The organism is Ralstonia condita, assembly GCF_958405655.1.
GTDB lineage: Bacteria > Pseudomonadota > Gammaproteobacteria > Burkholderiales > Burkholderiaceae > Ralstonia > Ralstonia condita.
Genome location: NZ_CATYWO010000004.1, coordinates 1 through 25,986 on the forward strand (window position 1 = coordinate 1; position 25,986 = coordinate 25,986).

The 25,986-nt window shown below is 65.0% G+C and carries 20 protein-coding genes, 1 tRNA gene and 5 pseudogenes; 11 read left to right on the forward strand and 15 right to left on the reverse strand.

All coding sequences use genetic code 11. The annotated features are described in order from the left end of the window. Positions 1 to 28 precede the first annotated feature (28 nt). Positions 29 to 208: pseudogene (locus tag R2N03_RS13695) on the forward strand (MASE1 domain-containing protein); the annotation flags it as partial. A gap of 1 nt (position 209) precedes the next feature. Beyond that, positions 210 to 752 (forward strand): annotated as a pseudogene (locus R2N03_RS13700) (alpha/beta hydrolase); the annotation flags it as partial. A 98-nt stretch (positions 753 to 850) separates the two neighbouring features. Here the strand turns inward: R2N03_RS13700 and R2N03_RS13705 are convergent. Further along, positions 851 to 1,659: pseudogene (locus R2N03_RS13705) on the reverse strand (patatin-like phospholipase family protein); the annotation flags it as partial. Positions 1,660 to 1,757: 98 nt separating this feature from the next. Here R2N03_RS13705 and R2N03_RS13710 point away from each other — a divergent pair. Next, positions 1,758 to 3,434 (forward strand): L-lactate permease, encoded by a 1,677-nt coding sequence (locus R2N03_RS13710; RefSeq protein WP_316658202.1) that lies wholly within the window; start codon positions 1,758 to 1,760, stop codon positions 3,432 to 3,434. Between the two features lie 324 nt (positions 3,435 to 3,758). Here the strand turns inward: R2N03_RS13710 and R2N03_RS13715 are convergent, their stop codons facing one another. The 8 genes and pseudogenes from R2N03_RS13715 to R2N03_RS21040 all read right to left on the reverse strand — a co-directional run. After that, positions 3,759 to 4,304 (reverse strand): chromate transporter, encoded by a 546-nt coding sequence (locus R2N03_RS13715; RefSeq protein ID WP_316658203.1) that lies wholly within the window; start codon positions 4,302 to 4,304, stop codon positions 3,759 to 3,761. Then, a complete protein-coding gene (locus tag R2N03_RS13720) occupies positions 4,286 to 4,864 on the reverse strand; it encodes a chromate transporter (RefSeq protein WP_316658204.1) in 579 nt (192 codons plus the stop codon). Before R2N03_RS13720 ends, R2N03_RS13715 begins: the two co-directional genes overlap by 19 nt. Before the next feature lie 4 nt (positions 4,865 to 4,868). Beyond that, positions 4,869 to 7,211 carry a DNA topoisomerase IV subunit A gene (parC, locus tag R2N03_RS13725; protein WP_316658205.1) on the reverse strand — a complete coding sequence of 781 codons (2,343 nt, stop codon included), beginning with the start codon at positions 7,209 to 7,211 and terminating at the stop codon, positions 4,869 to 4,871. Positions 7,212 to 7,268: 57 nt separating this feature from the next. Continuing rightward, positions 7,269 to 8,150, reverse strand: a complete 882-nt coding sequence (locus tag R2N03_RS13730; RefSeq protein ID WP_316658206.1) for a lytic transglycosylase domain-containing protein — start codon at positions 8,148 to 8,150, stop codon at positions 7,269 to 7,271. A gap of 17 nt (positions 8,151 to 8,167) precedes the next feature. Next, positions 8,168 to 10,153, reverse strand: coding sequence for a DNA topoisomerase IV subunit B (locus R2N03_RS13735; RefSeq protein ID WP_316658207.1), 1,986 nt, complete (start codon positions 10,151 to 10,153; stop codon positions 8,168 to 8,170). 161 nt (positions 10,154 to 10,314) lie between these two features. Then, positions 10,315 to 10,620 carry a hypothetical protein gene (locus R2N03_RS21030; RefSeq protein ID WP_428984415.1) on the reverse strand — a complete coding sequence of 102 codons (306 nt, stop codon included), beginning with the start codon at positions 10,618 to 10,620 and terminating at the stop codon, positions 10,315 to 10,317. Positions 10,621 to 10,878: 258 nt separating this feature from the next. Then, a pseudogene (locus tag R2N03_RS21035) lies at positions 10,879 to 11,190 on the reverse strand (ATP-binding cassette domain-containing protein); the annotation flags it as partial. A 153-nt stretch (positions 11,191 to 11,343) separates the two neighbouring features. Continuing rightward, positions 11,344 to 12,225 (reverse strand): annotated as a pseudogene (locus tag R2N03_RS21040) (ABC-F family ATP-binding cassette domain-containing protein); the annotation flags it as partial. 164 nt (positions 12,226 to 12,389) lie between these two features. On the opposite strand from R2N03_RS21040, the gene R2N03_RS13745 reads away from it, so the two are divergent. Both R2N03_RS13745 and R2N03_RS13750 read left to right on the forward strand, forming a co-directional pair. Then, complete coding sequence (locus R2N03_RS13745) at positions 12,390 to 12,596, forward strand: hypothetical protein (RefSeq protein WP_316658586.1); 207 nt, start codon at positions 12,390 to 12,392, stop codon at positions 12,594 to 12,596. Between the two features lie 463 nt (positions 12,597 to 13,059). After that, entirely contained in the window at positions 13,060 to 13,971 is a 912-nt protein-coding gene (locus R2N03_RS13750; RefSeq protein ID WP_316658209.1) for an amino acid ABC transporter substrate-binding protein, read from the forward strand. A 61-nt stretch (positions 13,972 to 14,032) separates the two neighbouring features. Here the strand turns inward: R2N03_RS13750 and kdoO are convergent, their stop codons facing one another. Both kdoO and R2N03_RS13760 read right to left on the reverse strand, forming a co-directional pair. Further along, positions 14,033 to 14,941, reverse strand: coding sequence for a Kdo hydroxylase KdoO (gene kdoO, locus R2N03_RS13755; RefSeq protein WP_428984409.1), 909 nt, complete (start codon positions 14,939 to 14,941; stop codon positions 14,033 to 14,035). Positions 14,942 to 15,157: 216 nt separating this feature from the next. Then, positions 15,158 to 15,373 (reverse strand): hypothetical protein, encoded by a 216-nt coding sequence (locus R2N03_RS13760; RefSeq protein WP_316658211.1) that lies wholly within the window; start codon positions 15,371 to 15,373, stop codon positions 15,158 to 15,160. Between the two features lie 231 nt (positions 15,374 to 15,604). Between R2N03_RS13760 and R2N03_RS13765 the strand changes: the two genes are divergently transcribed. Next, positions 15,605 to 17,011, forward strand: coding sequence for a chloride channel protein (locus R2N03_RS13765; protein ID WP_316658212.1), 1,407 nt, complete (start codon positions 15,605 to 15,607; stop codon positions 17,009 to 17,011). A gap of 79 nt (positions 17,012 to 17,090) precedes the next feature. Then, positions 17,091 to 17,165 (forward strand) — tRNA-Arg (locus R2N03_RS13770). 106 nt (positions 17,166 to 17,271) lie between these two features. Here R2N03_RS13770 and R2N03_RS13775 read toward each other — a convergent pair. Next, a complete protein-coding gene (locus tag R2N03_RS13775; protein ID WP_316658213.1) occupies positions 17,272 to 17,460 on the reverse strand; it encodes a hypothetical protein in 189 nt (62 codons plus the stop codon). Positions 17,461 to 17,930: 470 nt separating this feature from the next. Here R2N03_RS13775 and R2N03_RS13780 point away from each other — a divergent pair, with 470 nt between their 5' ends. Continuing rightward, complete coding sequence (locus tag R2N03_RS13780) at positions 17,931 to 19,793, forward strand: DEAD/DEAH box helicase (RefSeq protein WP_316658214.1); 1,863 nt, start codon at positions 17,931 to 17,933, stop codon at positions 19,791 to 19,793. A 69-nt stretch (positions 19,794 to 19,862) separates the two neighbouring features. Here the strand turns inward: R2N03_RS13780 and R2N03_RS13785 are convergent, their stop codons facing one another. Beyond that, positions 19,863 to 21,161 (reverse strand): SUMF1/EgtB/PvdO family nonheme iron enzyme, encoded by a 1,299-nt coding sequence (locus tag R2N03_RS13785; RefSeq protein WP_316658215.1) that lies wholly within the window; start codon positions 21,159 to 21,161, stop codon positions 19,863 to 19,865. A 76-nt stretch (positions 21,162 to 21,237) separates the two neighbouring features. Further along, positions 21,238 to 22,284: an L-histidine N(alpha)-methyltransferase gene (gene egtD / locus R2N03_RS13790; protein WP_316658587.1), complete on the reverse strand. Its 1,047-nt coding sequence runs from the start codon at positions 22,282 to 22,284 to the stop codon at positions 21,238 to 21,240. 497 nt (positions 22,285 to 22,781) lie between these two features. On the opposite strand from egtD, the gene R2N03_RS13795 reads away from it, so the two are divergent. Beyond that, positions 22,782 to 23,474 (forward strand): TerC family protein, encoded by a 693-nt coding sequence (locus tag R2N03_RS13795; protein ID WP_316658216.1) that lies wholly within the window; start codon positions 22,782 to 22,784, stop codon positions 23,472 to 23,474. Here the strand turns inward: R2N03_RS13795 and R2N03_RS13800 are convergent. Further along, positions 23,471 to 24,472, reverse strand: coding sequence for a threonine dehydratase (locus tag R2N03_RS13800; RefSeq protein WP_316658588.1), 1,002 nt, complete (start codon positions 24,470 to 24,472; stop codon positions 23,471 to 23,473). The genes R2N03_RS13795 and R2N03_RS13800 overlap by 4 nt on opposite strands. Before the next feature lie 210 nt (positions 24,473 to 24,682). Here R2N03_RS13800 and R2N03_RS13805 point away from each other — a divergent pair, with 210 nt between their 5' ends. Further along, a complete protein-coding gene (locus R2N03_RS13805) occupies positions 24,683 to 25,477 on the forward strand; it encodes a thymidylate synthase (RefSeq protein ID WP_316658217.1) in 795 nt (264 codons plus the stop codon). Positions 25,478 to 25,480: 3 nt separating this feature from the next. Further along, on the forward strand, positions 25,481 to 25,984 hold the full coding sequence (locus R2N03_RS13810) for a dihydrofolate reductase (protein WP_316658218.1): 504 nt from the start codon (positions 25,481 to 25,483) through the stop codon (positions 25,982 to 25,984). Positions 25,985 to 25,986: the final 2 nt, after the last annotated feature.

Genomic DNA, 25,986 nt, shown 5'->3' on the forward strand with positions numbered 1-25,986 from the left:
CCCCGGGTCCACCATCGGGGGGGGGGCGCTGTTTGTGGGGGCGGGGGTGGGGTGGCTGCGGGGCACGGGGCCCCGCCCCCCCATGACAGGCTATCTCTGGCTGCCGGCAGGCGTGACCATGGCTGCCTTCATGCTGCGGCCGTACCGCGAGTGGCCCGGGCTCGGTGCGGCATTTGCCGTGGCACAGCTCGCACTGGCGGCGCTGGAGCGATGGCTGGTCGACGCCGTGGTATCGCGACCTGCGCCATGCGGTGTATTGCATTCCCGGCATGGCAGCGCGCATGCGCGTGGAAGAGGCCAAGCCGTTCGGCATCAAGAACCCGCTGCTGCGGCGGATCATCCAGGCCAAGCTTGCGCGCGGCGACAGCTTTCACTATCCGTGGGTGCCGCTAGCCTGCATCCGGCAGGTCGACCGGCTGCGAGCTTGGGCGCGATGCGCCGCACCGCAAACACGTTGCCAGACGCTCATCCTCCACGCGCGCGAAGACGAACTCACCAGCCTGCGCTCGGCAGAAACGCCGCAGGCCACACTGTCACTCGCGCGCACCGTCGTCCTGGAGAACAGCTATCACATGATCTGCGTGGACAATGACCGCGAGCAGGTCGCCACCGAAGTGCTCGGCTTCTTCGGGTTCGATCCTGCGGCCGCGAAACGCATGGACCGGGTGCCGATGGATGTTGATCCGGCAGCAGGCCCTGCCGCCACGCGCTCGTGCGCCGCATCCAGCCGGTGCAGCTGCGCGCTCCCTTGAACACGCGCCGTACCGCCATCAGGAACACCAGCAGGAAAGACAACGCGCGCACGGCGGTCAGAACACGCGGCCGAGCTGCAGATAGACGTTCCACACCTCGCGCGTATCGCCAGCGGCAGCGAACCGTGGTCGAGGATCACCGGGTTGCCCGTGGCCAGGTCGGTCGCCATGGCCTTGAACGGGATCGGCAACCGCGCAAAGTCAATGTTGTCGGGCCACCGTGCGGTCCAGTTCTTGAGCAGCGCCAGCAACCGATTGCCCTGCACCAGCCCTGCGGGCAGCTTGAGCTTGCCGTCGCCATATCCGGCCGACAGGCCGATCGGGTACTGGAAATCATCCTCCCGCAGCGATTGAGGGAGTTTGGCGCGCTCGTTGCGATCGAAAGCGATATCGCTCAGGTCGACCTGCGAGAGCTGTTGCTCCAGGGCATCCGCACGCAGACCGCTGGCGTACAACCCGCCGACCACTGCCCCGATGCTGGTGCCGGTGATCACGTCGACAGGAATGCGCAGTCGCTCCAGCATCTTGAGCACGCCGATATGCGCGTACCCGCGTGCTCCGCCTCCCGACAGCACGAGGCCGATGCGCGGCCGCGTCGATTCGGCGCCCTCCGGGTTGGCGGCTGCGGCGCTGCGCGCGTACGCAGCAGAGGGAAAGATCACCAGTGCCGCGAACCAGACCAGCACGGCAGCGGCCAGTCGAGACCCGTGGCGGCGAAGAAAGACGGCCGTCTGGCAAGCCATGGAGTGGAGGTGATTTCCGAATGACGCAAGGGTGATTTCAGGCGCAATGATTCCACAACCCGGATTTACCCGGTGCAATTGCCTGCGCCGCGTCAAGCGGCGCGCGCACGCCGATGAATACTTTTCAGGTCGAAAGTGACAGAATATTGCCGAACCCCCGGCACGCTTGTTCCTACAATCTGCGCTTGCTCCGCGCACGGGGCTACAGAAGACGTTCAGTATCGAGAAGAACTGAAACGCTCAGAAACAGGAGGAGATCAAGATGTGGAATCAAGTCTATGACCCACTCGGCAGTGCCGTGTGGTCGACCATCGCGGCGGGGATACCCGTAGCGGTACTGCTGTGCTCGCTGGCCTTTTTCCATATGCAGGCCCACCTGGCTGCCGGACTGGCGCTGATTGTCGGGGTGGGGATCGCCTCGTTCGTGTTCGGCATGCCCGCCGCCATGGCTGGCAAGGCCGCTGGCCTGGGTATCGTCTCCGGCCTCTTCCCGATCGGCTGGATCGTTCTCAACATCATCTTCCTGCACCGGCTCACCACCTTGAACGGCTCGTTCAAGGTCTTGCAGAGCTCGATCTCGGGCATTACCGAAGACCGCCGCCTGCAACTGCTGCTGGTGGCGTTCAGCTTCGGTGCCTTCTTCGAAGGCGCCGCCGGCTTCGGTACGCCAGTGGCGGTGACGGGTGCCATCCTGATCGGTCTGGGCTTCTCGCCGCTGGCCGCCTCGGGCCTGGCGCTGATCGCCAACACCGCTCCGGTGGCCTATGGCGCGCTGGGAGCACCGCTCATCGGTTTGGCATCGGTCACGGGCCTGGACCTGCTGCATCTGTCGGCGATGGTCGGCCGCCAGCTGCCGTTCTTCTCGGTCCTGGTGCCGTTCTGGCTGATCTGGGCGTTCGCGGGCTTCCGCGGCATGATCCAGATCTGGCCGGCGATCCTGGTGGCAGGCGTGTCGTTTGCGGTTCCGCAGTTCCTGGTCTCGAACTTCCATGGCCCGTGGCTGGTGGACGTGATTGCCGCGCTCGTCTCGATGGGCTCGCTCACGCTGTTCCTGAAGGTCTGGAAGCCCAAGACCATCTGGACGTCGACGGCCCTGCGCAACCGCGAGGACAACTCCCGCGTCGATCCCGAAGCCGCCGCCGACGCGCGCGAAGCGACCATGACGACCAACGGCAAGATCACGCGCGTGCAAGCCTGGCTGCCGTGGGTCATCCTGACGATCTTCGTGTTCATCTGGGGTGTGCCGCAGTTCAAGTCGTTCGCCGACGGCCTGTGGGCGTACAAGTTTGCCGTTCCGGGCCTGGACAAGATGGTCCTCAAGGGCCCGCCGGTGGTGCCCAAGGTCATCGCCGAAGGCGCTGTGTTCAGCTTCAACGTCCTGTCGATGGCTGGCACGGGCATCCTGGTATCGGCCATTGTGGGCGGGCTGCTGATGGGTTACTCGTTGCCGCGCATGGTCAAGGAGTACTGGAACACCATCAAGGTCACGCGTTATTCGCTGCTGACGATCTGCGCGATGTTCGGTATCGGCTACCTGACCCGCTACTCGGGCCTGGACGCAACCCTGGGTCTGGCATTCGCCCACACGGGCGTGCTCTACCCGCTGTTCGGCACGATGCTGGGCTGGCTGGGCGTGGCGCTCACGGGTTCCGACACGGCTTCGAACGTGCTGTTCGGCGGCCTGCAAAAGACCACGGCGGAACAGCTTGGCCTCTCGCCAATCCTCATGTCGGCGGCCAACAGCGCTGGTGGCGTGATGGGCAAGATGATCGATGCGCAGTCCATCGTGGTGGCCTCCACCGCGACCAAGTGGTACGGCCACGAGGGCGACATCCTGCGCTACGTGTTCTTCCACTCGATCGCGCTGGCGTTCCTGGTGGGCTTGATGATCACCCTGCAGGCCTACGTGGAGCCGTTCACGCGCATGGTCGTGCATTAAGCACTCGCTGCTGCACCGTTGTACAAAAAAGCCGCTCGACCGAGCGGCTTTTTTCATGGATGGACACGCGGCGCCCCGTTGGCTACCGACAACGCGCGACCCGTCGTGAGTCGAGCGCCAGCCGTCGGGTTTCAATCCTCGCAACGCGGGTCACCCCGAGGAGATCGACGCCTTACCAGCGCGCGTAGACGGGTGCACTGGACGCGATCCTGGTAACCGCTGGGCCAACGCAACACACGCCGCAGCGTTTGCACGGCCGGGCAGCCTTGACGCGCCCGCAGGCGCTCCAGACGGGTGATCAGGTAGATCGCCCGTCCGACGCGTCTATACCAAGCCCAGGCCGCCGGCCAGCGCCCCCAGGCTCACCAGCACCAGCGGATGCACCCGCGTGAAGGTACAGGCCAGGACGGTGGCCACGGTCAGCGCGATGGTGCCGAAGCTATTGTCGGCGCCGTGCGCAAGAACCCAGCCGGTGGAGAACAGCAGGCCGATCGTCAGGGGTGCGAGGCCACGGCGGACCAGCGCGATCCAGCGCGCGTCGGGCTTGCGATCCATGACGCGCGCGATCACGGCCGCAATCACGCATGACGGTCCGCAAATGCCCACCAGGGAAGCGATCGCTCCGCCCAGCCCTGCGGCCTGCCAGCCGAACAATTCGACGAAGAGCACGTTGGGCCCGGGCGCTGCCTGCGAGATGGCATACATCGCGCTCAACTGCTCGCTGGTCATGTAATGCCGCGTGTCGACCAGGAAGCGATGCATGTCGGGCAGCGTCGAACTGGCCCCGCCAATGGCGAGAAACGACAGCACCAGGAAGTGCCAGAAGAGGTCGAAGACCGCGGTGAGATGACTCATCGCATCGCCCTCCATTCCAGCACGAGCGCAAGCGGAATCAGCACCAGCATGACGGGAAGCAGCGGCCACTGCAGCACGCCGATGGTGAGGAAGACCGCCAGGCCGACACCGACCGCACGCCACGTGCGCGACTGTCCCTGTGCCAGCTTGACGGCCGTCGAGAGCACCAGCCCCGCCGCCACCGCTGCCATGCCCTTGAGCAGGTTCTGCACGAGCGGCAGCGCGCTGAAGTGGTCGTACAGCATGACGATCAGCAGCAGCAGCACGGCAGGGGTCAGCACCAGCCCCGCCATTGCCGCCGCGGCACCGCGCACGCCGTGGTAGCGGTAGCCGAGCATCACCGACAGGTTGACGACATTCGGACCAGGCAACACCTGCCCGAGACTCAGCAACTCGGCGAACTCGGTGTTGGACAGCCAGCGGTTACGGTCCACGATGCCGGCACGCGCGAACGGCAGCACGCCACCAAACCCCGACAGCCCCATGCGCGCAAACTCGGTGAAGAGCGTGCGGCACGAGGGAACGTTTGCGTCTGTCGGCGAACCCGCTTCAGGCGGCGTGTGCAGATCGCTCATCGGATCAGCCGGCTGCTGGCGCGGGTTTCGGCAGCGAGAGCCTCGGGTCGCGCAGCTTGGGCTCCAGCACCTTCCCCTTGCGGGCCCGCTTGCCGGCGAAAGGTTCCTGGGCACGTGTCGTCATGGTCTGCTCGACAGCCTTGCCGCCCCGCGGTCCAGTGCCCGACAGCACGAAGCCCGCCGCGCCGAAAGCCAGCACCTGGGCGAGCGTCTCGTTTTTCTCGAGTTCCATCAGAATCACGCCGCGGCCGCCGCTGGCGAGCGTCTTCAGTTCGGTGATGGGGAACAGCAGCAGGCGCCCGTTGGCCGACAGGCAAGCCACCCCGTACGCATCTTCCGGCGCAGGCGCGGGCTTGTTGGGCTGGTCACCCTCATCCAGTGTCAGGAATGCCTTGCCCGCTTTCTGGCGGCCGACCATGTCGCCCACCTTGGCCAGGAAGCCGTTGCCGCCTTGCGTGGAGATGACGAGGTTCTGCTCGGCATGGCCAGCGAAGGTGTGGGCGATATGCGTGCCCGGCGCCAGCTCGATCAGCGTGGTCAGCGGCACGCCATCGCCACGACCGCCCGGCAGGTTGGCGACCGCGACGGAATAGACGCGGCCGGTGCCCTTGTCGTCGCGCGAGCCGAAAATGAGGAGCGTATCCGTCGTGCGGCACTCGAAGGTGTCGTACAGCGCGTCGCCGGCCTTGAAGCCGAATTGCGTGGCGTCATGCCCATGACCCTGGCGCGTGCGCACCCAGCCCTTCTGCGAGACGACCACCGTGACAGGTTCGTCGATGACCTTGACTTCAGCGGCGGCGCGGCGCTCCTCCTGGATGAGCGTGCGGCGGTCGTCGCCGAATTGCTTTGCGTCGGTTTCGATCTCCTTGATGATGCGGCGGCGCATCATGGTTTCCGACTTCAGCAGCACGTCCAGATCAGCCTGCTCCTCACGCAGGTTCTTCAGTTCCTGCTCGATCTTGATGGCTTCCAGACGGGCCAACTGGCGCAGACGGATTTCCAGGATGTCCTCGGCCTGACGGTCGGTCAGGTTGAAGGCCTGGATGAGCGCTGCCTTCGGCTCGTCGCTCTCGCGAATGATGCGGATGACGTCCTCGATGCGCAGCAACACCATCTGCCGGCCTTCGAGAATGTGGATGCGGTCTTCCACCTTGCCCAGCCGGTGGCGCGTACGGCGTGTGACCGTGGCAAAGCGATAGCTGATCCACTCGCGCAGGATCTCGGCCAGGCCCTTCTGGCGCGGGCGGCCGTCCATGCCGATCATCACGAGGTTGATGGCCGCGCCCGATTCCAGCGACGTGTGCGCCAGCAGCGCGTTGGCAAACTCCTGCTGGTCGATGTTCTTGCTCTTGGGCTCGAACACGAGGCGCACCGGCGCATCCTTGCCCGATTCGTCGCGCACGGCATCGAGCAGGCCCAACATGGTCTGCTTCATCTGCAGCTGATCCGGCGACAGCGATTTCTTGCCGGCGCGCACCTTCGGATTGGTCAGCTCCTCGATCTCTTCCAGCACCTTCTGCGACGAGGTGTTGGGCGGCAGCTCCGTCACCACCAATTGCCACTGGCCGCGCGCGAGCTCCTCGATCTTCCAGCGCGCACGCACCTTCAGGCTGCCGCGGCCGGTCTCGTACACCTGCGCGATGTCTGCCGCCGACGAGATGATCTGCCCGCCGCCCGGATAGTCCGGCCCGGGCATGTACTGCATCAGGTCGGCACTGGTGAGCTTGTCGTCGCGGATCAGCGCCACCGCGGCGTTGGCCACTTCACGCAGGTTGTGCGACGGAACCTCCGTGGCCATGCCCACCGCAATGCCCGATGCGCCGTTGAGCAGCACGAACGGCAGGCGCGCCGGCAGGAGCTTCGGCTCGTCCATCGAGCCGTCGTAGTTCGGGATGAAGTCGACCGTGCCCTGGTCCAGTTCCTCAAGCAGCAGGCGCGAGATGGGCGTGAGGCGCGCTTCGGTGTAACGCATCGCCGCCGCGCCATCACCGTCGCGCGAGCCGAAGTTGCCCTGGCCGTCGATCAGCGGGTAGCGCAGCGAAAAATCCTGCGCCAGGCGCACCAGCGCGTCGTAGGCGGATTGGTCGCCGTGGGGGTGGTACTTGCCCAGCACGTCGCCGACCACGCGCGCCGACTTGACCGGCTTGGCATCGGCGCGCAGCCCCATCTCGTGCATCGCGAACAGGATGCGGCGCTGCACCGGCTTCTGGCCATCGGCCACCTCGGGCAGCGCTCGGCCCTTGACCACGCTGATGGCGTAGTCGAGGTAAGCGCGCTCGGCATACGCGCCAAGCGTCAGCGCTTCGGCCGGCTCGCTGGGGTCGAAGAGGATGTCTTGTTGTTCCATGGAGGCTCAGGCGAAAGCGGCGCACATCCGCAGCAATGCGATGCGGCGCCGCCAGGATCAATGTTGTGGTGCGTTCGTGGCCACGCCGGTGGCCGGGTCCAGTACGAGTTCGATGCGTGCAGGCCGGCCGGTGCGGCCCGGCTTGCGCGTTGCCATCACGCCATGGGCGCTGACGTTCATCAGGCCCGGCACGGCGGCCATCGGGTTGTAGTAGCGGTAGAACTGCAGCACCGTCTTCACGTAGTTCTGTGTCTCGGCGTACGGCGGGATGTCGTTGCCGTGCTTCTGCACCGCGCCCTCGCCCGCGTTGTAGGCCGCGAGCACGAGTTCAAGGTTGCCCGAGAACATGCGCAGCAGGTCGCTCAGGTAACGCACGCCGGTGGCGATGTTGGTCTTCGGGTCCGCCAGCTTCTGCGCGGCGGTGCGGCGGGCGTCGCCGGTCACGCCATAGCGTGCGCCCGTGTCGGGAATCACCTGCATCAGCCCGATCGCGCCCTTGGGCGACACGGCCTGCGGGTTGAAACCGGATTCGGCCGCAATCACGGCCTTCACCAGCGCAGGGTCCACGCCATGCCTGGTTGCCGCCTGGCGGATCAGCGGCTCGACCGTCGGCACGCTGGGGTGCTGCAGCACGGCACGCACCAGGCGCTGGCGCATGCCGCCGGCGTTGTCGAGTGCATCGCGCTTGCTGGCGTTGAGGTAGGCGTCGGCATCCGGCAGTTCCGTGGCGGGCAGCGCGATGGCTGCCTCGCCCTTGTCGTCAGGCGCGGTGACGGCGGCGCCCTTCATGAACAGCACGTAGCGGTCATCGAGGCGCTCAGCCGCAAAGTGCGCCAGTCCATTTTCATCGATGTAGCCGTAGACGTCGGCGTGCGCCGGCTGGCTGGCCACCAGGGCCAGCGCCGTCAGCGCAAACGCGAAACGTCGGAACAGCGTCATCGTGTAATGGTCGTGCTTCAGATATCGGCTTCCACCTCGTTGCCGCGCGCTTCCAGCCAGGTGCGGCGAGCTCCTGCCTCGCCCTTGCCCATCAGCATGTTCATCACGCCGATGGTCTGCTCTTCGTCCAGATCGCCCAGCGTCACGGGCAGCAGGCGCCGCGTGTCGGGGTTCATGGTGGTTTCCCAGAGCTGCTCGGCGCTCATTTCGCCCAGGCCCTTGAAGCGGGAGATCTGCCAGGCGCCTTCCTTCACGCCATCCTTGCGCAGCTTGTCTTCAATGGCTTCGAGCTCGCCGTCGTCCAGTGCGTAGAGCTTCTGCGCGGGCTTCTTGCCGCGCGCCGGGGCATCGACACGATACAGCGGCGGGCGGGCCACGCACACATTGCCGCGCGCGATCAGTTGCGGGAAGTGCTTGAAGAACAGCGTGAGCAGCAGCACCTGGATGTGTGCGCCGTCCACGTCAGCATCGGACAGGATGCAGATCTTGCCGTAGCGCAGGCCCGACAGGTCGACCGCATCGTTCGGCCCGTGGGGGTCCACGCCGATGGCGACGGCAATGTCGTGCACCTCGTTGTTGGCGAACAGGCGGTCGCGCTCGGTTTCCCAGGTGTTCAGCACCTTGCCGCGCAGGGGCAGGATCGCCTGGAATTCCTTGTCGCGGCCCATCTTGGCCGAGCCGCCAGCGGAGTCGCCTTCCACCAGGAAGAGTTCGTTGCGGGTGACGTCGTCGGATTCGCAATCGGTCAGCTTGCCGGGCAGCACGGCCACGCCGGAGCCCTTCTTCTTCTCGACCTTCTGTGCTGCGCGCGTGCGCGCCTGCGCCTGCTTGATGACGAGTTCGGCCAGCTTTTTGCCGTGCTCAACGTGCTGGTTCAGCCACAGTTCCAGCGCCGGGCGGCTGAAGGTCGACACCAGCCGCACCGCATCGCGGCTGTTCAGGCGTTCCTTGATCTGGCCCTGGAATTGCGGGTCGAGCACCTTGGCCGACAGCACGAACGAAGCGCGCGCAAACACGTCTTCCGGCATCAGCTTGACACCCTTCGGCTGAAGCGCGTGCATCTCGACGAAGCTCTTCACGGCCTGGAACAGGCCTTCACGCAGGCCGGATTCGTGCGTGCCGCCCGCCGGCGTGGGGATCAGGTTGACGTACGACTCGCGCACCGGCGAGCCCTCTTCCGTCCAGGCCACCACCCACGAGGCGCCTTCACCGAAGGCAAAGCCTTCCTCGCCGGGCTTGTCGGGGTCGGCAAAATGCTCACCCTCGAACAGGGGGATCACCGGTTCGGCGCCGCTGCCCTGCGCGAGCGATTCGACCAGGTAGCCCCGCAGGCCCTGGTCGTATTGCCATTCGAGCGTTTCACCGCTCTTTTCCAGCGTGAGCGTGACTTTCACGCCTGGCAGCAGCACGGCCTTGCTGCGCAGCAGGCGCTGCAGCTCGGCCTGCGGGATGTTCTCGGAATCGAAATACTTGGCGTCGGGCCACACGCGCACGCGCGTGCCGTTCTTCTTCTCGCCGCGCTCGGCCTTGCGCGTGGTCAGTTTTTCGATGACGTCGCCACCGGAAAACGTCAGCGTCGACACATTGCCGTCACGCCAGACCGTCACTTCCATCCGCGTCGACAGCGCGTTCGTCACCGAAACGCCCACGCCATGCAGGCCGCCGGAGAATGCATAGGCACCGCCACGGCCCTTGTCGAATTTGCCGCCAGCATGCAGGCGCGTGAAGACGATCTCGACCACCGGCACACCCTCTTCCGGGTGAATGCCGACGGGAATGCCGCGCGCCTCGTCCTCCACGCTCACGCTGCCGTCCTTGTGCAGCGTCACGGCGATCAACTTGCCGTAGCCGCCCAGCGCCTCGTCGGCGGCGTTGTCGATCACTTCCTGCACGATGTGCAGCGGGTTGTCGGTGCGCGTGTACATGCCCGGCCGTTGCTTGACCGGTTCGAGGCCCTTGAGGACCTTGATCGACGATTCGCTGTATTGGGAAGTTTTGCTCATGGAAGGCGGAAAAACTGGCCGGCGCAGGGTGTGTCCCTGCGTGCCGGGAATGCAGCGCGCATTGTAAAGGAAGCTGTCCCTACCAATGCGAAGGGATCGTCAGCCTTGGGATGCGACGCGCGGTCGACATCCCGCTGACATATGGACAGACCACCGAAGCGTCAAGCCGTGCCGGCGCGCTTGGCATCGAGGGCTTCCCAGCGCTCGAGCGCCTCCAGCAATTCCAGCTCGATCGCCTCGTGGCGCTCGGCCAGTTGCTGGGCACGCTCCGGATCGCGGCCGTAGATCGTGCCGTCTTCGAGCTCGGCGCCGAGCGCTTTCTGCTCGGTCTCCAGCGCCTCGATGCGCGCGGGCAATGCGTCCAGCTCGCGCTGCTCCTTGTAGCTGAGCTTGACCGTGGCGCGCTCGCGCGGGCGGGCGGCTTCCGCCTTCTTTTCCTCCGCGACGGGCTTGGCGGCCTGCGCCATCTGCGCGGCGCGTGCCGACTGCGTCTGCCAGTCGGAGAACCCGCCCACATACTCGCGCCAGCGGCCCTCGCCTTCCGCGGCAATCACGGAGGTGACGACGTTGTCGACAAAGGCGCGGTCGTGCGACACCAGGAACACCGTGCCGCTGTATTCCTGCAGCAGTTCTTCCAGCAGCTCAAGCGTATCGATGTCCAGATCGTTGGTCGGCTCATCGAGCACCAGCACGTTGGCCGGGCGCGCAAACAGGCGTGCCAGCAACAGCCGGTTGCGCTCGCCGCCAGAGAGCGAGGCCACCGGCGAGCGCGCCCGCTCGGGCGGGAAGAGGAAGTCTCCCAGGTAGCTCATCACGTGCTTGCGCTGGCCGTTCACTTCGATCCAGTCGCTGCCCGGACTGATGGTGTCGGCGAGCGACCGGTTCAGGTCCAACTGCGCGCGCATCTGGTCGAAATACGCCACCTGCAAGTTGGTGCCGTTGCGCACCGTGCCCGAATCGGGCGCCAATTCGCCGAGAATCAACTTCAGCAGCGTGGTCTTGCCGACCCCGTTGGCGCCGAGAATCCCGACCTTGTCGCCGCGCATGATGGTCGCGGTGAAGTTGTCGACGACGGTTTTGTCACCATAGCGCTTGGTCACGTCGATCAGCTCGGCGACGATCTTGCCGGAGCGGTCGCCCTGCGAGACTTCCAGCTTCACGTTGCCCTGCACCTCCCGGCGCGCCTGGCGCTCCACACGCATTTGTTCCAGCCGCGCAACTCGGCCCACGCTGCGGGTGCGGCGCGCTTCCACGCCCTTGCGGATCCACACCTCTTCCTGCGCGAGCAGCTTATCGAAGCGTGCGTTTTCGAGCGCTTCAGCTTCCAGCTCCTGCGCCTTGCGCGTCTGATACGCCGTGAAATTGCCGGGGTACGAGCGCAGCTTGCCGCGATCGAGTTCGATGATGCGCGTGGCGACTCGGTCGAGAAACGCGCGATCGTGCGTAATGAACAACACGCTGCCGCGGAAGGCCAACAGCAAGTCTTCGAGCCAGCGGATGGAGTCGTAGTCGAGGTGGTTGGTCGGCTCGTCCAGCAGCAGGATGTCGGGCGCGCCCACCAGCGCCTGCGCCAGCGCCACACGCTTGGTCAGGCCGCCAGACAACGAACCGATGCGCGCGCCGGGCTGCAGGCCCAGCTGGGCGATGGTCGTTTCCACGCGCGTACGCAGTTGCCACGCATCGGCCGCTTCCAGTTGGGATTGCAACGCTTGCAGCTTGTGCAGCGCGTCTTCATCGTGGGAATCGCCCATCGACGTGATCAGCGCTTCGTATTCGGCGAGCAAGCCCGCTGCATGCGGCACGCCCATCGCCACGGCTTCCGCCACGGTCTGGTCCGGATCGAACGCCGGCTCCTGCGGCACATAGGCGGAAGTGACGCCGCTCTGGCGTGCGATGAGGCCATCGTCGGGCGCGGTGATGCCCGCCACGATCTTGAGCAGCGACGACTTGCCCGTGCCGTTACGGCCGATCAGGCCGACGCGTTCGCCAGCTTCAAGCGAGAAATCGGTGTGGTCGAGCAGCGCCACGTGGCCAAACGCCAGTTGCGCATCGGAAATGGAAAACAGGGCCATGCGGGACAGGGATGGATGCGGGCCGAGAGCGGCCAGGAGGCGCGTATTGTACGACCGGTATGATCGCCGTCATTGCGCTGATCCATGCCGGTGCTATAACGCTTGTGCTGCCGGGCGCGCTTTCTTCAGCGGCGCCTACCCATCTGGACCGTAGGGGAAAATCAATGCGCGAACTGTTTGGACTGCTGATCGCCCTGATGCTCGTGGGCATTCCGGTACGGCAAATCATGCTGCGAACGGGTTTTTCGCAGTGGTGGGCACTGGTAGTGGTGGTGCCGGTGGTGAACCTAATCGCGCTGTGGGTTTTTGCCTTCTCGAACTGGCCAAGGCAGTCTCCGGACGCCACCAGTACGCTGCCGAGTCAGCGCTGAAACCCTGCGCACCAAAGAAAACGGCCCGCTTTCGGCGGGCCGGAAGAGTCTCTCCTCGATGCCTTGCGAACAAGACATGGCCGCAGGATAGCGCCCATTTTCCCTCTCAGGCACTCGGGACAAACCCGGTAAGGAAAAACGCGTAACGCCAAGCGCCGAGCGGCTTTGCACCGCGACAACGCATGGGGCGTCAGGCCCATGCAGAACGCACCGCGAGCGGGTCAACCACTCTCCGCAAAAGTGCGGCCTGCGCCCGGAATGTGCATGACGCGCACCGTAACTAGGCGGACGCGCCGCGCAGCCATCTACAGGACCAGATCGGTCTTGCTGCCTACATACAACACTGCAAGGTTCGGGCTCTGCACGGTGCTGCATCGCAGCCGTATGATGCGCCAGGCCCTCCGGCCACAAGCCGGACATAACGATAAAGCGGGCCGCCCATTCTTTCCCGGGGGATACAACCATGCCGTACGTCAAGCGCGCACTGCCTGCCGCAGCGCTGCTCTGCATTTCGCTGTCCGTTTGTTCGCCGGGTACCGTCCTGGCCTCGTCCACGCCGGTGCTCGACCGCATCCGCGACACCGGTACGGTTCACATCGCGTACCGCGAGAGTTCCGTGCCGTTTTCGTTCTACGACGCCAACGGGAAACCCGTCGGTTACGCAATGGACCTTTGCCTGCGCGTGGTCGACAAGCTGCGAACCGACCTCAAGCGTCCTGACCTGAAAGTGCAGTACGTCATGGTCACGCCGTCCACCCGAATGCCGGCCATCATCGACGGCAAGGCTGATCTCGAATGCGGATCGACCACCAACAACCGGGAACGCCGCGAGAAGGTCGCATTCACCATCCCGCACTACATCGCGGGCATCCGCATGATCGTCAAGAGTTCGTCGGGCATCCACAAGTGGGACGATCTGCGCGGTAAAACCGTGGTCACCACCAAAGGCACCACCAGCGTGACCGAATTGCGCAAGATGAACGACGTTCGCGTGCTGAACATGAAGTTCATCGAAGCGAAGGATCACGCCGAGTCGTTCGCGATGGTCGAAGCCGGCAAGGCTGACGCCTTCCCAATGGATGATGTGCTGCTCTATGGCTTTCGCGCCAACACCAAGAACCCGGCGGACTACGCCGTGGTTGGCGACATGCTGACGGTCGAACCGTACGCGATCATGCTCAGCAAGAGCGACGCTGAATTCAAGCACCTGGTCGATCGCGCGATGACCAACATCATCCTCGACTACGAGGCCGACAAGCTTTACAAGAAGTGGTTCCAGCAGCCGATTCCGCCCAACGGCGCGAGACTCGACATTCCGATGAGCTTCCTGCTGCGGGATTCCTTCAAGTACCCGAGCGACAAGATCGCCGACTGACCGCCAGACACCGCATTATCGACGCCGCCCTGCAGGGCGGCGTTTTTCCTGGTGGCGCGTGTCAGCGCCGCGGAGGCAGCATCGGCCTGCCGAGCAGTTGGGAGAGGACGGCTTCGGGCGAGTGTGTGCGGTCGCCAATCGCGGCCGGGTCCAGATAGAAGGTCTGCTCCATCATCGCGCGCCCGCGCATGGCCGCATGCAGCGTCTGGTCACTGAAGACGACCCAGGTCGCGCCAGGCGCGAACGCAAAGGTCTGCTGCGGCGCGCTCTGTTGGTACTGCAGGTCGACCTTGGCCAGATCGTGCAATTGCAGCATGCGGTGGTCGTATTCCGAACGCGGACGCTTGGTGATGTGCAGCTTGTGCATGAGCCACGATTGACCCGGCACCATGCCGCGCGTCTTCGGCACGAAGCGCTGCGCGAAATCCACAAACGGTTCGCCGACACGCCAGACGCGGGCGGCATTCGGATCGACGTTGTGGAAGACGCGCAGGAGTCGCTGACCGTGCAGCGGGTTCGATGGGAACGCGTCGACGTGCAGGCGTGTATCGTCCTTGCGCCAGCTCACTGGCCTTCCGGCAATCTCGGCTGGCCGCAGCGAGGTGCCTGCGCGCCCGAGGTACTGCCCATAGTCGGGGAACAACGCGAGAATGAGGCGCTCGGCGGCATCGGCATAGCGGCGGATCAGCGTGGCGAGATCCCGCAGATCCGAAGGGGCGCCCACAGCGCCGCGCACCGTCGTCTCGTTGGCGCGCAAGTTGATGTTTTTCGTCTTGCCGTCCGACCAGCGGGCGTCAAGGAAGCGCTGTTCGCGCGCATCCAGGTCAAACCCAAGATCGGGAAAATGCAGTACGTTGCCCCGCTCCAGCGCGGCCCGCATGGCCGTAGCCTCATCGGGCGTCACGATGGGCGCCCACTCTCGCACCGGCCAGGGCACCACCATGTCAATCGCTGGCGGTGCGCCGGTCATCGAGGGTCCTGCGCCCTGTTTTCCTGCTGAGCCCCCTGCCGGCATCAATCCTTGCTGCATGCTTGCCATGAACTGATTCAACGCGTGCTTAATAAAATAATGACGAATGATAGGACGCTCGCCCGGGATACGCATCATCAGGAAGCACAATGCAACATGTCACACAGCCGAGGCAAGCCGGCCGTGCGGGCAGCAAATACGAGGGAAACCGCGGGTCTACAGGAAGTGCTTGACGACCTGCTCTTCCAGGCCGACAAAGCGCACGAGCTGGCGCGAACCGTCGGGGAACTGCTTGATGACGTGCCCCTCGGGCGTATCGGTATGGCGGAAGTAGATGGGGCGAGCAGGCGTCCCGGACCGATGCTGCGGTAGCAGGCCTTCCAGCGACGGCTCCACCGTCCACGGATCGTCCCGTTCTTCGGATGTCAGCATGATGGTCGCCTGAAGATTGCTGGGGTTGGGGTGCGGAAGCATAACTTCCGTGAACAATCATGCAAAGTTCGGAATACTTAATTCTGGTTCTCTGAACGATCGTTCGTTTTATTTACCGTTTGCACCGCCCCCTCACTGCACTGAGTGTGGGGCGTACCCCACAGAAGCCATGTCATCATCACGGCTTCACGCAGTTTTGATAACACGACACGCTACGACCCCTGCATTTCCATGAGCGACGCTCCCCGCCCCTCCCCATTTGCCATGCTGCGCGAACAGCTGTTCCGCGCCTTCGAGCGCAAGTTGCGCCAGACATCCCGCATGTCGCGCAATGGCTTGCGCTTCACGATTTTTCTGGCCGGCGCGATGGGGGTCGCCCTATTCTCGCTGGTGTTTTCCTGGCTGGCCGATACCGCGCTTGCGTGGCAACGGGCCTTGCATGAACGCCATGCCTGGGCGGCTTTCGCCCTCTTGCCCCCTGGTCTGGCCGCCCTGCGCTGGATGACATTGCGCGTGGCGCCGCAGGCACGTGGCAGCGGCATTCCGCAGGTCATTGCCACACAGCATCTGCCGCCGTTTGGCACCGCGCAGACGACACTGGTGTCATTCCCTCAGGCGCTGTGGAAGATCGCGCTGACAGCCGTGGCGCTCTTCCTCGGAGCCTCCGTCGGGCGCGAAGGGCCGTCGGTTCAGGTCGGCGCAGCCGCCATGTTGGCGTGGGGTTACTGGTGGCAGCATCGCGCCGGGGTACGTGTCGGCTTCCATGCACAGGCATTGCTCACGGCCGGTGCCGCAGGCGGTCTGGCGGCGGCCTTCAACACCCCGCTGGCAGGCGTCGTCTTTGCCATCGAAGAACTGGGCAAGGGCGCGACCTTGCGCTGGGACCGCCTGGTCCTCGCGGGTGTGCTGGCTTCGGGCTTTCTGTCGCTCGCGGTGGTCGGGAACAATCCCTATTTTCTGGTGCATGAGCCGATCCTGTTCCTGCGCGAGGCGTGGCCGTGGATCATGCTGGCCGCGCTGGTGTGCGGGGTCTTCGGTGGGCTGTTCGCCAAACTGCTGCTGGTCGGCGTCGCTGGACTCCTCCCCGGCCCGATCGGCCAACGGGTGCAGCGTCATCCGGTATGGACGGCCTTTGGCTGCGGCGTCGTCATTGCCTGCATCGGCGCTGCCACCCAGGGGGATACATACGGCACCGGCTACACACAGGTCGCCGCGCTGCTCAACGGTCACCCCATCGAGACCCATTGGTTTGGCGTGTCCAAATTGGTCGCCACGGTAGCCTCGTACTTTGCGGGCATCCCGGGCGGCATCTTTACGCCCTCGCTGGCGATTGGCGCGGGGCTGGGGCAACACCTGTGGCAGCTCACGTCAGGCCTGGCCGACGAACGCATGCTCGTCCTCATCTCGATGGCCGCCTTTCTGGCAGCCGCCACGCAGGCACCCATCACAGCCAGCGTAATCGTCATGGAAATGACCCGCAGCCAGGACATGATGTTTCACTTGCTGGCGGCGACTTTGCTGGCGTCGTTCGTGGCGCGGCAGTTCTGTCCACGGCCGTTCTATCACGCGGCCTCGCGCGGATTCCGGCGTGAAGCCCTGGCCGTCGAAGCCTCATCGGCAAACGCCTCCAGGGCTTAGGCCGGCTGGCCTTGGCTGCGCAAATTGCGTAGAATCGCCGATCGCTCCGGGCGGCCTCCCGCGCCACCCGGACGGGTCACTCGCCGTAGCACAATGGATAGTGCACGCGCCTCCTAAGCGTGAGATACAGGTTCGATTCCTGTCGGCGGGACCAAACAAAGCAAAGCCAGGCACACCGCCTGGCTTTTGTTTTTTCTGCCCAGAAACAACGAGGCCCGCCGTCCTGGGCGGGCCTATGGCTGCGGATGGCCCGGGGCCGTCTAGGTCAGCGCCGGCAGCGCTTCGAGCAAGAGCAGCCCGATCAGTACCCCAATGATCGTCAACAGCACACGGATACCCACCTGTGTGCCTCGGATCACCAGTGGCGCCGACGCCAGGCCGATCACGCCTGCCACGCAGACGGCAAGCAACAAGTACAAGTTGGAGAAGGCCATCGGGAATTCCATCATCCGCCCCTTTCGGCCGCGTATGGCCGGTGTTTCGAGTATAGGTCGCATCCCCGATCCGGCAACCATCGAGAGATTACTTTGACGCACTGCAAAAAATCGTGCTACAGTTCCGGGCTTGGTTGCTTACTGCCCTGATTGCGGTTGGCCGATGTGCAGGTTTCAGTACCAGCGTCCATCGTTCACTATCCCGCCTAGTAAAGCATGTGCAGCCGATTGCCATTGTGCTTGGCATCGTCTCCGATCTCCCGCGTGGATTCACATCACGCCGAAGGGACCGCCGCCCCACCTCGCTGATTGATACAGCTTGAGGCCGGCCACTCCCCCGCCTTTGTCCGTTTTGCAGCCCCGTCTGTCGAACCGGCCTTATCCGATTGGCGCCGACGCCCCGTGATTAACCGGTCGCCGTATCCCATTTCCGCCGTTCGCATCGCTTGATGCGGCTGGCGCGGCAGCCCTACTACCTATTCGACATGACGCAGCCTCAAGACGGCAGCGGCGCCATTGCGCACGCTGAAACAACCTCGAACACCAACGACCTCATCGCCGACGTCGCCACGCGTGCCAGCGCTTTTGCTGAGCTGGGCCTGGACGAACGCATCGTCCGCGCACTGGGCGAGGTGAACTACACCACCCCGACGCCCGTGCAGGCGCAAGCCATTCCGGCCTGCCTGCTGGGCCGCGACCTGCTGGTGACGAGCCAGACCGGCTCGGGCAAGACGGCAGCCTTCATGCTGCCCGCCATCCAGCGCATCAGCGAGCAGCCTGAGCCGCAGCGTCCGCGCATGGACGGCCCGCCGCAACGCATGAAGGGCCGTCGTCCGCGCCCGGCACCTGCCAAGCCGTCGCTGCTGGTGCTGACCCCCACGCGCGAACTCGCGCTGCAGGTGACGACGGCTGCATCGCAGTACGGCCGCCACATGCGCCGCATCGTCTGCGCAAGCATCCTGGGCGGCATGCCCTACCCCAAGCAGCTCGACATGCTGGCACGCATGCCGGACATCATCATCGCCACGCCGGGCCGCCTGCTCGATCACATCGACTCTGGCCGCATTGACCTCTCGGCGCTGAACATGCTGGTGTTCGACGAAGCCGACCGCATGCTCGACATGGGCTTTGCCGACGACATCGAAGCCATCGTCGGGGCCACGCCTGCCACGCGCCAGATGCTGATGTTCTCGGCCACCATGGACCGCCGCATCGAGCAACTGGCCGAGCGCATGATGCGCGACCCGCAGCGCATCGAGATCGCAGCCGCAAAGATCGACCAGAGCAACATCGAAGAGCGCCTGCACTTCACCGACGACGTCTCGCACAAGCAGCAACTGCTCGACCACCTGCTGCGTGATGCGTCGCTCAAGCAAGCGATCGTCTTCACGGCCACCAAGCGTGACGCCGACTCGCTGGCTGACCGCCTGACCGAGCACGGCTTCTCCGCCGGCGCACTGCACGGCGACATGCATCAAGGCGCGCGCAACCGCACGCTGACAGCGCTGCGCCGCGGCCACCTGCGCGTGCTCGTGGCTACCGACGTGGCGGCGCGCGGCATCGACGTGCCCGACATCACGCACGTGGTCAACTTCGACCTGCCCAAGCAAGCCGAGGACTACGTGCACCGCATCGGCCGGACAGGCCGTGCCGGCCGCAGCGGGATCGCGATTAACCTGGTGAACCACAACGACACGTTCCAATGGCGCCGCATCGAGCGCTTTGTTGACCGCCGCATCGACGCGAGCGTCATCGAAGGACTGGAGCCCAAGCGTACGCCGAAGCCGCGCAGCGGCGGCCCGCGTGCCGGTGGCGAACGCGGCGGCTATCGCGGAAACGGTAGCAACGGCGGCGGCAACTGGCGCGGCCAGCGTGACGGCTATGCCGCACGTCAGGGCGGTAACGGTGGCGGCAACGAAGGCCGCTTCCAGCGCAGCTTCGGCGGTGACCGCGAAGGTTTCGCCCCCCGCCGTGACGACCGTGGCGATCGCAGCACCGGCGGCGGCTACCAAGGTGGCCAGGGCCAGCGTGAATGGAACCGAGATGACCGTGCCCCGCGCCCATCGTACAGCCAGCAAAACCGCGGCGACGCGCAACAGCGCCCGGCCCGCACGCAGGATGGCAACCGCGGTTTCGGCAACAGCAGTGGCAGCGGCTACGGCAACCGTGACGCCAACCGCGAAGGCTACGGCAATCGCGAAGGCGCGCCCCGTCGCTTCGGTGACAACAACGGCAGCCGCTTCGGCGACAGCAATGGCACCGGCGCGCCCCGCCGCAGCTATGGCAATCGTGACGGTAACCGCGACAGCTACGGCAGCAAGGGCCGCTCGCGCGACTTCGATCGTTGATCGGTTCAGCGCATCGCCCTAATGAAACAGGCCCCGCAAGGGGCCTTTTCTTTTTGCTGACGCGCCGAGTTACAGGGCGCAGGTGCGGAAGCCGACAAAGATGTCGTCCCGCTCCGGCAGGAGGAAACCCCGGAAACGCACGTGGCGCGCGCGCTGCGGCGTGTGCGCAGCCGCGCCGCGCACCGTCTGCATCGCCACGAAATGGGGTGCCGACAAGCGGGCAACGCGCCCGTGCGGAGCCCCCGGCACAAAATCGGGGTACGGCTCGAATGGCGATGACGTCCACTCCCACACCTGTCCCCAATGAAAGCCTGCGCGACCCTGTACCGCCGCCATTTCCCATTCGTCCTCGGTGGGCAGACGGCGGCCGGCCCAGCGGCACCAAGCCTGCGCTTCGTACAGGCTCACATGCCGCACCGGCTCGTCGCGATTGATCGTACGGGCCTCGCCGTAACGCAGCGCTTGCCAGACGCGGGCGGCCGGATCCCGCTGCCAGCCCAACGGTGCCGAGCGCTCCTGCATCATCAGCCAGTCCATGCCCGCCGGAGTCCACCACTGCGGATGGTCATAACCGCCATCTTCAATGAATTCGAGGTATTGCCCGTTGCTGACAGGCTGCGCGTCGATTTCAAACGCCGGCACATAGACACGGTGCGGAGGCCGTTCGTTATCGAAGGCAAAGCCATCCGCATCCGGCCAGCCCATCTGGAAACGGCCGCCCGGCAGCGACAGCGTCTGCGCCGCGGGCACAGCCACAGCGGCGAGCGGCGGTTGTCCAGCGGGTGGCAGGCCCACTACCTGCAGAAGGCCGTGCAGATGTTCCGCGCGCAAGTCTTCATGAAAGACCGCCCATCGAAACGGCTCCAGTGCCCCATCGTCATCGGTGCCGAGCGTCGCCAGCTTGCGCAGCACGCGATCAAGCACGTCATGCGCATACTGCTTGATGGGCGCGATGCCGGGCAACGTCAATTCCCAGCACGCGTCGGGCGGCATGCGGTCCATGTCGAAGAAGTTGTCGGCGCCTTCGAGCGCGGCGGGGAGCGTGGCCTGCCAGCGCGGAACGGCCCACTCGGCTCCTCCGCCGTCTTCAATGGTTTCGTTCTTGACACGACGCGGCTCGCGCAGGCACCAGAACTCGGCAAACCAGGCGAGCTGGCCGAGCGTCCACAATGGTGGGGCATGGTGCGGCACACGTTCGATCTGCCAGCCGCGCTGGGTGTCGCCAAACGCGGCAAGCAGCGCCAATGTGCGGTTGCGTGCATCGACGAGGCTGTGCGCGATGCCCTGGCGCGGCAAGCGGCGGCCGTCGGTCCAGTCGGGAATCGATCCGATGAAGGTCGGATCGGGGAGCATGAAGAATTCAGCCATCGCGGCAAACCTCGGGCGGGAATCGATCCATTATCGCACCAGCCCGGAACGCCTCTCCGCCGCCGCACCCGCGCGGCTACCGGCCGACGCTGGCGTGGCAGACCGCAAAGTCACAGTCACTGTCGGTCCAGGCATACAGGTCTTCAAATCCAGCATCCGCAAACATCGTTTGCAGGCGCGGCAGGTCGTACTTGACCGAATTCTCCGTGTGCAGGCGCTCGCCGGTAGCAAAGGCGCGCACGTGGCTGCCCCATCGCACCGTCACATCGCGCCGCGCCTCGAGGTGCATTTCGATGCGGTGAGCTTCGGTGCGATACAGCGCAACATGGCGCCAGTCGCACACGTCGAAATCAGCGCCCAGCAAGCGATTCAGGTTGCGCAGCACGTTGAGGTTGAAGGCCGCAGTCACCCCGAGCGGGTCATCGTAGGCGGCTTCCAGGCGTCGAGCCTCCTTGATGAGGTCGATGCCGATCAACACGCTGTCCCCCGGCACCGACGCTTCGCGCAGGCGGGTGAGGAACGCAAGCGCCTCATCCGGCGCGAAATTACCCAGACTCGAACCCGGATAGAACCACACCCGGCGCCCATCGCCCACGGCATCGGGCAGCGCCAAGGGGGCGCACAGATCCGCGCCGATGCCCACCATCGGCAGTTGGGGGTGCTGGCGTGCAAGTGCCCGCAGCGTGTCGCGCAGAAAATCCGCCGAAATGTCGATGGCGACATACCGCGACGGCGCCAATGTGCGAAACAGGCGCGCAGCCTTCTCGCAGTTGCCGGCCCCAAGATCGATCAACGTCGCGCCGCGCCCCACGCGCAGGGCAATTTCGGCGGCGTGCAGGCTGAAGATTGCGGCTTCGGTACGTGTCGGGTAGTACTCGGGCAGATCGGTGATGGCCTCAAACAGCCGTGAACCAAGCGTGTCATAGAAGAACTTCGGGCTGACGCTGGCGGCCTGAGCCATGAGACCGGCCTCTGCCTCGGCACGCAGTGCCGCGTCGTCTTCGGTAAAGAGCTGGTAGAAGGTCAGGCCTGCACCGACAGCGTCAACAGTGGGCTGCGGCTGGATCAGACGGGCCAGCGCGCGGCGGGCATAGGTATCGGCGGACGGCTTGGTGGCCTGCATGGTGTCTCCGTTGTGAATGGAACGGTACTGCCGGGTCATGAAGCCCGATGCCAGCGAGAAATGTGCCATCGGCTCCGCACGCGTGACGCATGGGCGAGTTTGCAGCGTAGACGCCGCTTTGTGACACCGCCACCGTTCTTTCATCCGAGTGGGCGGGAATGCCACATGACGCCCCGCGTAAAAATCGCCGGCACCGCTGAAAAAAACGGCGTATCGGCCGCTCCGATGCGGATCGTCAGGTTTTTGCGGCGCAGCAATCGCCGCCTGCGATACAATCGAGGCTTCCTCAAAGGGGAGTAGCTCGGGGGCTCTTCAGCCCCAGGCACGATCGTCAAGACGAAGCTCGCGCTTCCGGTCGTGCCGGCACCGGCAGGTTCCCAACCTGTTCGTGTCGAGCAAGACCTTTGCAACCGGATTCATGGTCTGCAAAGCGTCACGCCCCTGCATTCCATGTTGTTCGGTCAACCGATTTTGTTTGTTTGACGCTTGGAGCCACCATGGAATGGTTGTCTGACATCTTCACCATGCAGTTTGCTGCCGCGCTGGCCTCGATCATCGTGATCGACCTCGTGCTTGCGGGCGATAACGCCATCCTGATCGCGCTTGCCGCGCGCAACCTGCCGCCCGAGCTGCAGAAGAAGGCCATCCTATGGGGTGCCGCGGGCGCAATCGTCGTGCGGGCGCTCATGACGCTCGCGGTCGTGTGGCTGCTGAAGATTCCGGGCCTGATGCTGGTGGGCGGCCTGGCGCTGGTCTGGATCGCGTGGAAGCTGCTTGCCGACGACGGCGAAGGCGGCGACGAACACGGCGCGGCCAGCACAACCCTCATGGGCGCGATGAAGACGATCATCATCGCTGACGCGGTGATGGGGATCGACAACGTGCTGGCCATTGCCGGCGCCTCGCACGGCAACTTCCTGCTAGTGGTGCTGGGCTTGCTGATTAGCGTGCCTGTGGTCGTGTGGGGCAGCGGTGTGGTGCTGCGGCTGATCGAGCGCTTCCCGATCATCATCTACGGTGGTGCGGCCGTGCTGGCTTATACGGCTGCGCACATGATCGTGGCGGAACCCGTGCTCAAGCCGTTCCTTGCCGAGCAGCCGCCGCTGGCGTGGGCCGTGTATGTGCTGGTGTTTGTGGTGGTGCTGGGCGGCGGCTGGCTGGCGCAGCGTCGCCGCCAACAACCGGCTTAAGCTGCGATGGGTTGACCGGCCAACACCCGCGCCAGCATGGCGCGGTCGATGTTGCCGCCGGTCAGCGGCAGGCCTATGCGCAGGCCGGCCACCTGGTCGCGCTGCTGCCACGCAGCCGCCAGTGCGGCGGCGGCGGCGCCTTCGGCTACGTTGTGCGTTGTCGAAAAATACAGCCGGATGGCATCCGCCACTTCATCGTCCGTCACCGCGACCATCTCGTCGACACCGCTACGGATCACCCCGAGCGCAGCCGCATCCGGGGTACGACAGGCGAGGCCGTCTGCCAACAGGGTCGACACCGGTGCCGATATGACGGAACCGCTTGCAAACGAGTGTTCATAACATCGCGCGTGCGCGGACACGACCCCGACAATGCGCGTCGACAGGCCGAGCGCATCACGTGCCCGCACCGCTGCACACGCACCGGACCCCATGCCGATCGGCACATAGACCACATCGAGCGGTGCAGCCTCGAAAAGCTCAAGCCAGTAACTCGCCACGCCCGCGACCAGGTCGTCGTGGTAGGAGGGCACGAGGTGCAATCCGCGTTCTGCAGCCAATTGCGCGGCCACTTCACGGCTGGCCTGAAAATCGTCGCCGGCCTCGATCAGTTCCGCGCCCAGGGCGCGCATGGCCGCATTCTTCTCGACGCTATTGCCTTGCGGCACGACGATCGTGGCCGTCACGGCATTTCGCTGCGCCGCCAGCGCGATCGACTGCCCATGGTTGCCCCGCGTCGCCGCGATCACCCCGCCAAACGCGCGCTCGCGACGGCGCAGCGCATGAAGATACGTCAAACCGCCGCGCACCTTGAATGCGCCCACTTGCGTGTGGTTCTCGTGCTTGACCCACACTGCCGCACCAACGGCCTGCGACAGCAATGGCCAGCAGTACTGCGGCGTCGGCGGTATCACTGCGTTGACGACGCTGGCGGCAGCACGCAGATGGCGTAGTTCGGCGGCACGATGGAGCGAAGCGGCGGTGGTAAGGGGCGACATGGCGAACTCCGTCAGACAGTTTGCAGCGATGACGCTATATTCGCCGCCCTCCCCACCCGCGAACATCGACAGTTCGGCGATTTGCCGCTCAAACTGTTTCGCCCGTTTCACCGGGCCAGTTCGCTGACAGCACCAGTACAGTCGGCGCCGCGTCGCACACGTTACAATGCGGCTCACCCGATTTTTGACGCCGCTTCCACCCCTGCCGCAATGCAGCCCTACCTCGACCTGATGCGCCATGTCTACGAGCATGGCACCGACAAAGCCGACCGCACCGGCACGGGCACGCGCTCCGTATTCGGGCACCAGATGCGTTTCAACCTGCAAGACGGGTTTCCGCTGGTGACCACCAAGAAGGTGCACATCAAGTCCATCGTCTATGAACTGCTGTGGTTCCTCCAAGGCGCCACCAATGTGCGCTGGCTGCAAGACAATGGGGTGACGATCTGGGATGAATGGGCGGACGCCGACGGCGAACTCGGCCCCATCTACGGCTACCAATGGCGCTCCTGGCCCTCGCCTACCGGTGAGCACATCGACCAGATCGCCGAACTCATCGCCCAGATCAAGCGCAATCCGGATTCCCGCCGCCTGATCGTTTCCGCCTGGAACGTGGCCGACATCCCACGCATGAAGCTGCCGCCCTGCCACGCGTTCTTCCAGTTCTACGTGGCCGACGGCAAGCTCTCGTGCCAGCTCTACCAGCGCAGCGCCGACATCTTCCTCGGCGTGCCGTTCAATATCGCCAGCTACGCACTGCTCACGCACATGATCGCGCAGCAGACCGATCTGGATGTCGGCGACTTCGTGTGGACCGGCGGCGACTGCCATCTCTACAACAATCACTTCGAACAGGTCGAGACGCAACTCGCGCGCGAACCGCTGCCGCTGCCCAGGCTGCAGATCAAGCGCAAGCCCGAGAGCATCTTCGATTACCAGTACGAAGACTTTGAAATCGTCGGCTACCAGAGCCATCCCGCCATCAAGGCGCCCGTGGCGGTATAACGCATGACGATCCTGACTCTCATCGTCGCCCGCGCGCGCAACGGCGTCATTGGCCGCGACAACACCCTGCCGTGGCGCCTGCCCGAAGACCTCGCGCACTTCAAGCGCACCACCATGGGCGCCCCCATCGTCATGGGCCGCAAGACGTACGAATCGATCGGCCGCCCGCTGCCGGGTCGGCGCAACATCGTCGTCACGCGCAACGCCAAGCTGGAGCTGCCTGGCTGTGAGATCGCCTACTCGCTGGAAGATGCACAGCGGCTGTGCGTGGGCGCGGAACAGATCTTCCTGATCGGCGGCGCGCAGCTGTATGCGGATGCCCTGCCCAGCGCCGACCGGCTGATCGTTACCGAGATCGACGCTGATTTCGATGGCGACGCCCATTTCCCGGCGCCGGACCCGACGGTCTGGCGTGAGGTCGCACGCGAAACGCATCACGCCGCCGCGCCCAACGATTTCGACTACGCGTTCGTCACGTACGAACGGCCGCCTTCGGACGAGCAGTAAGC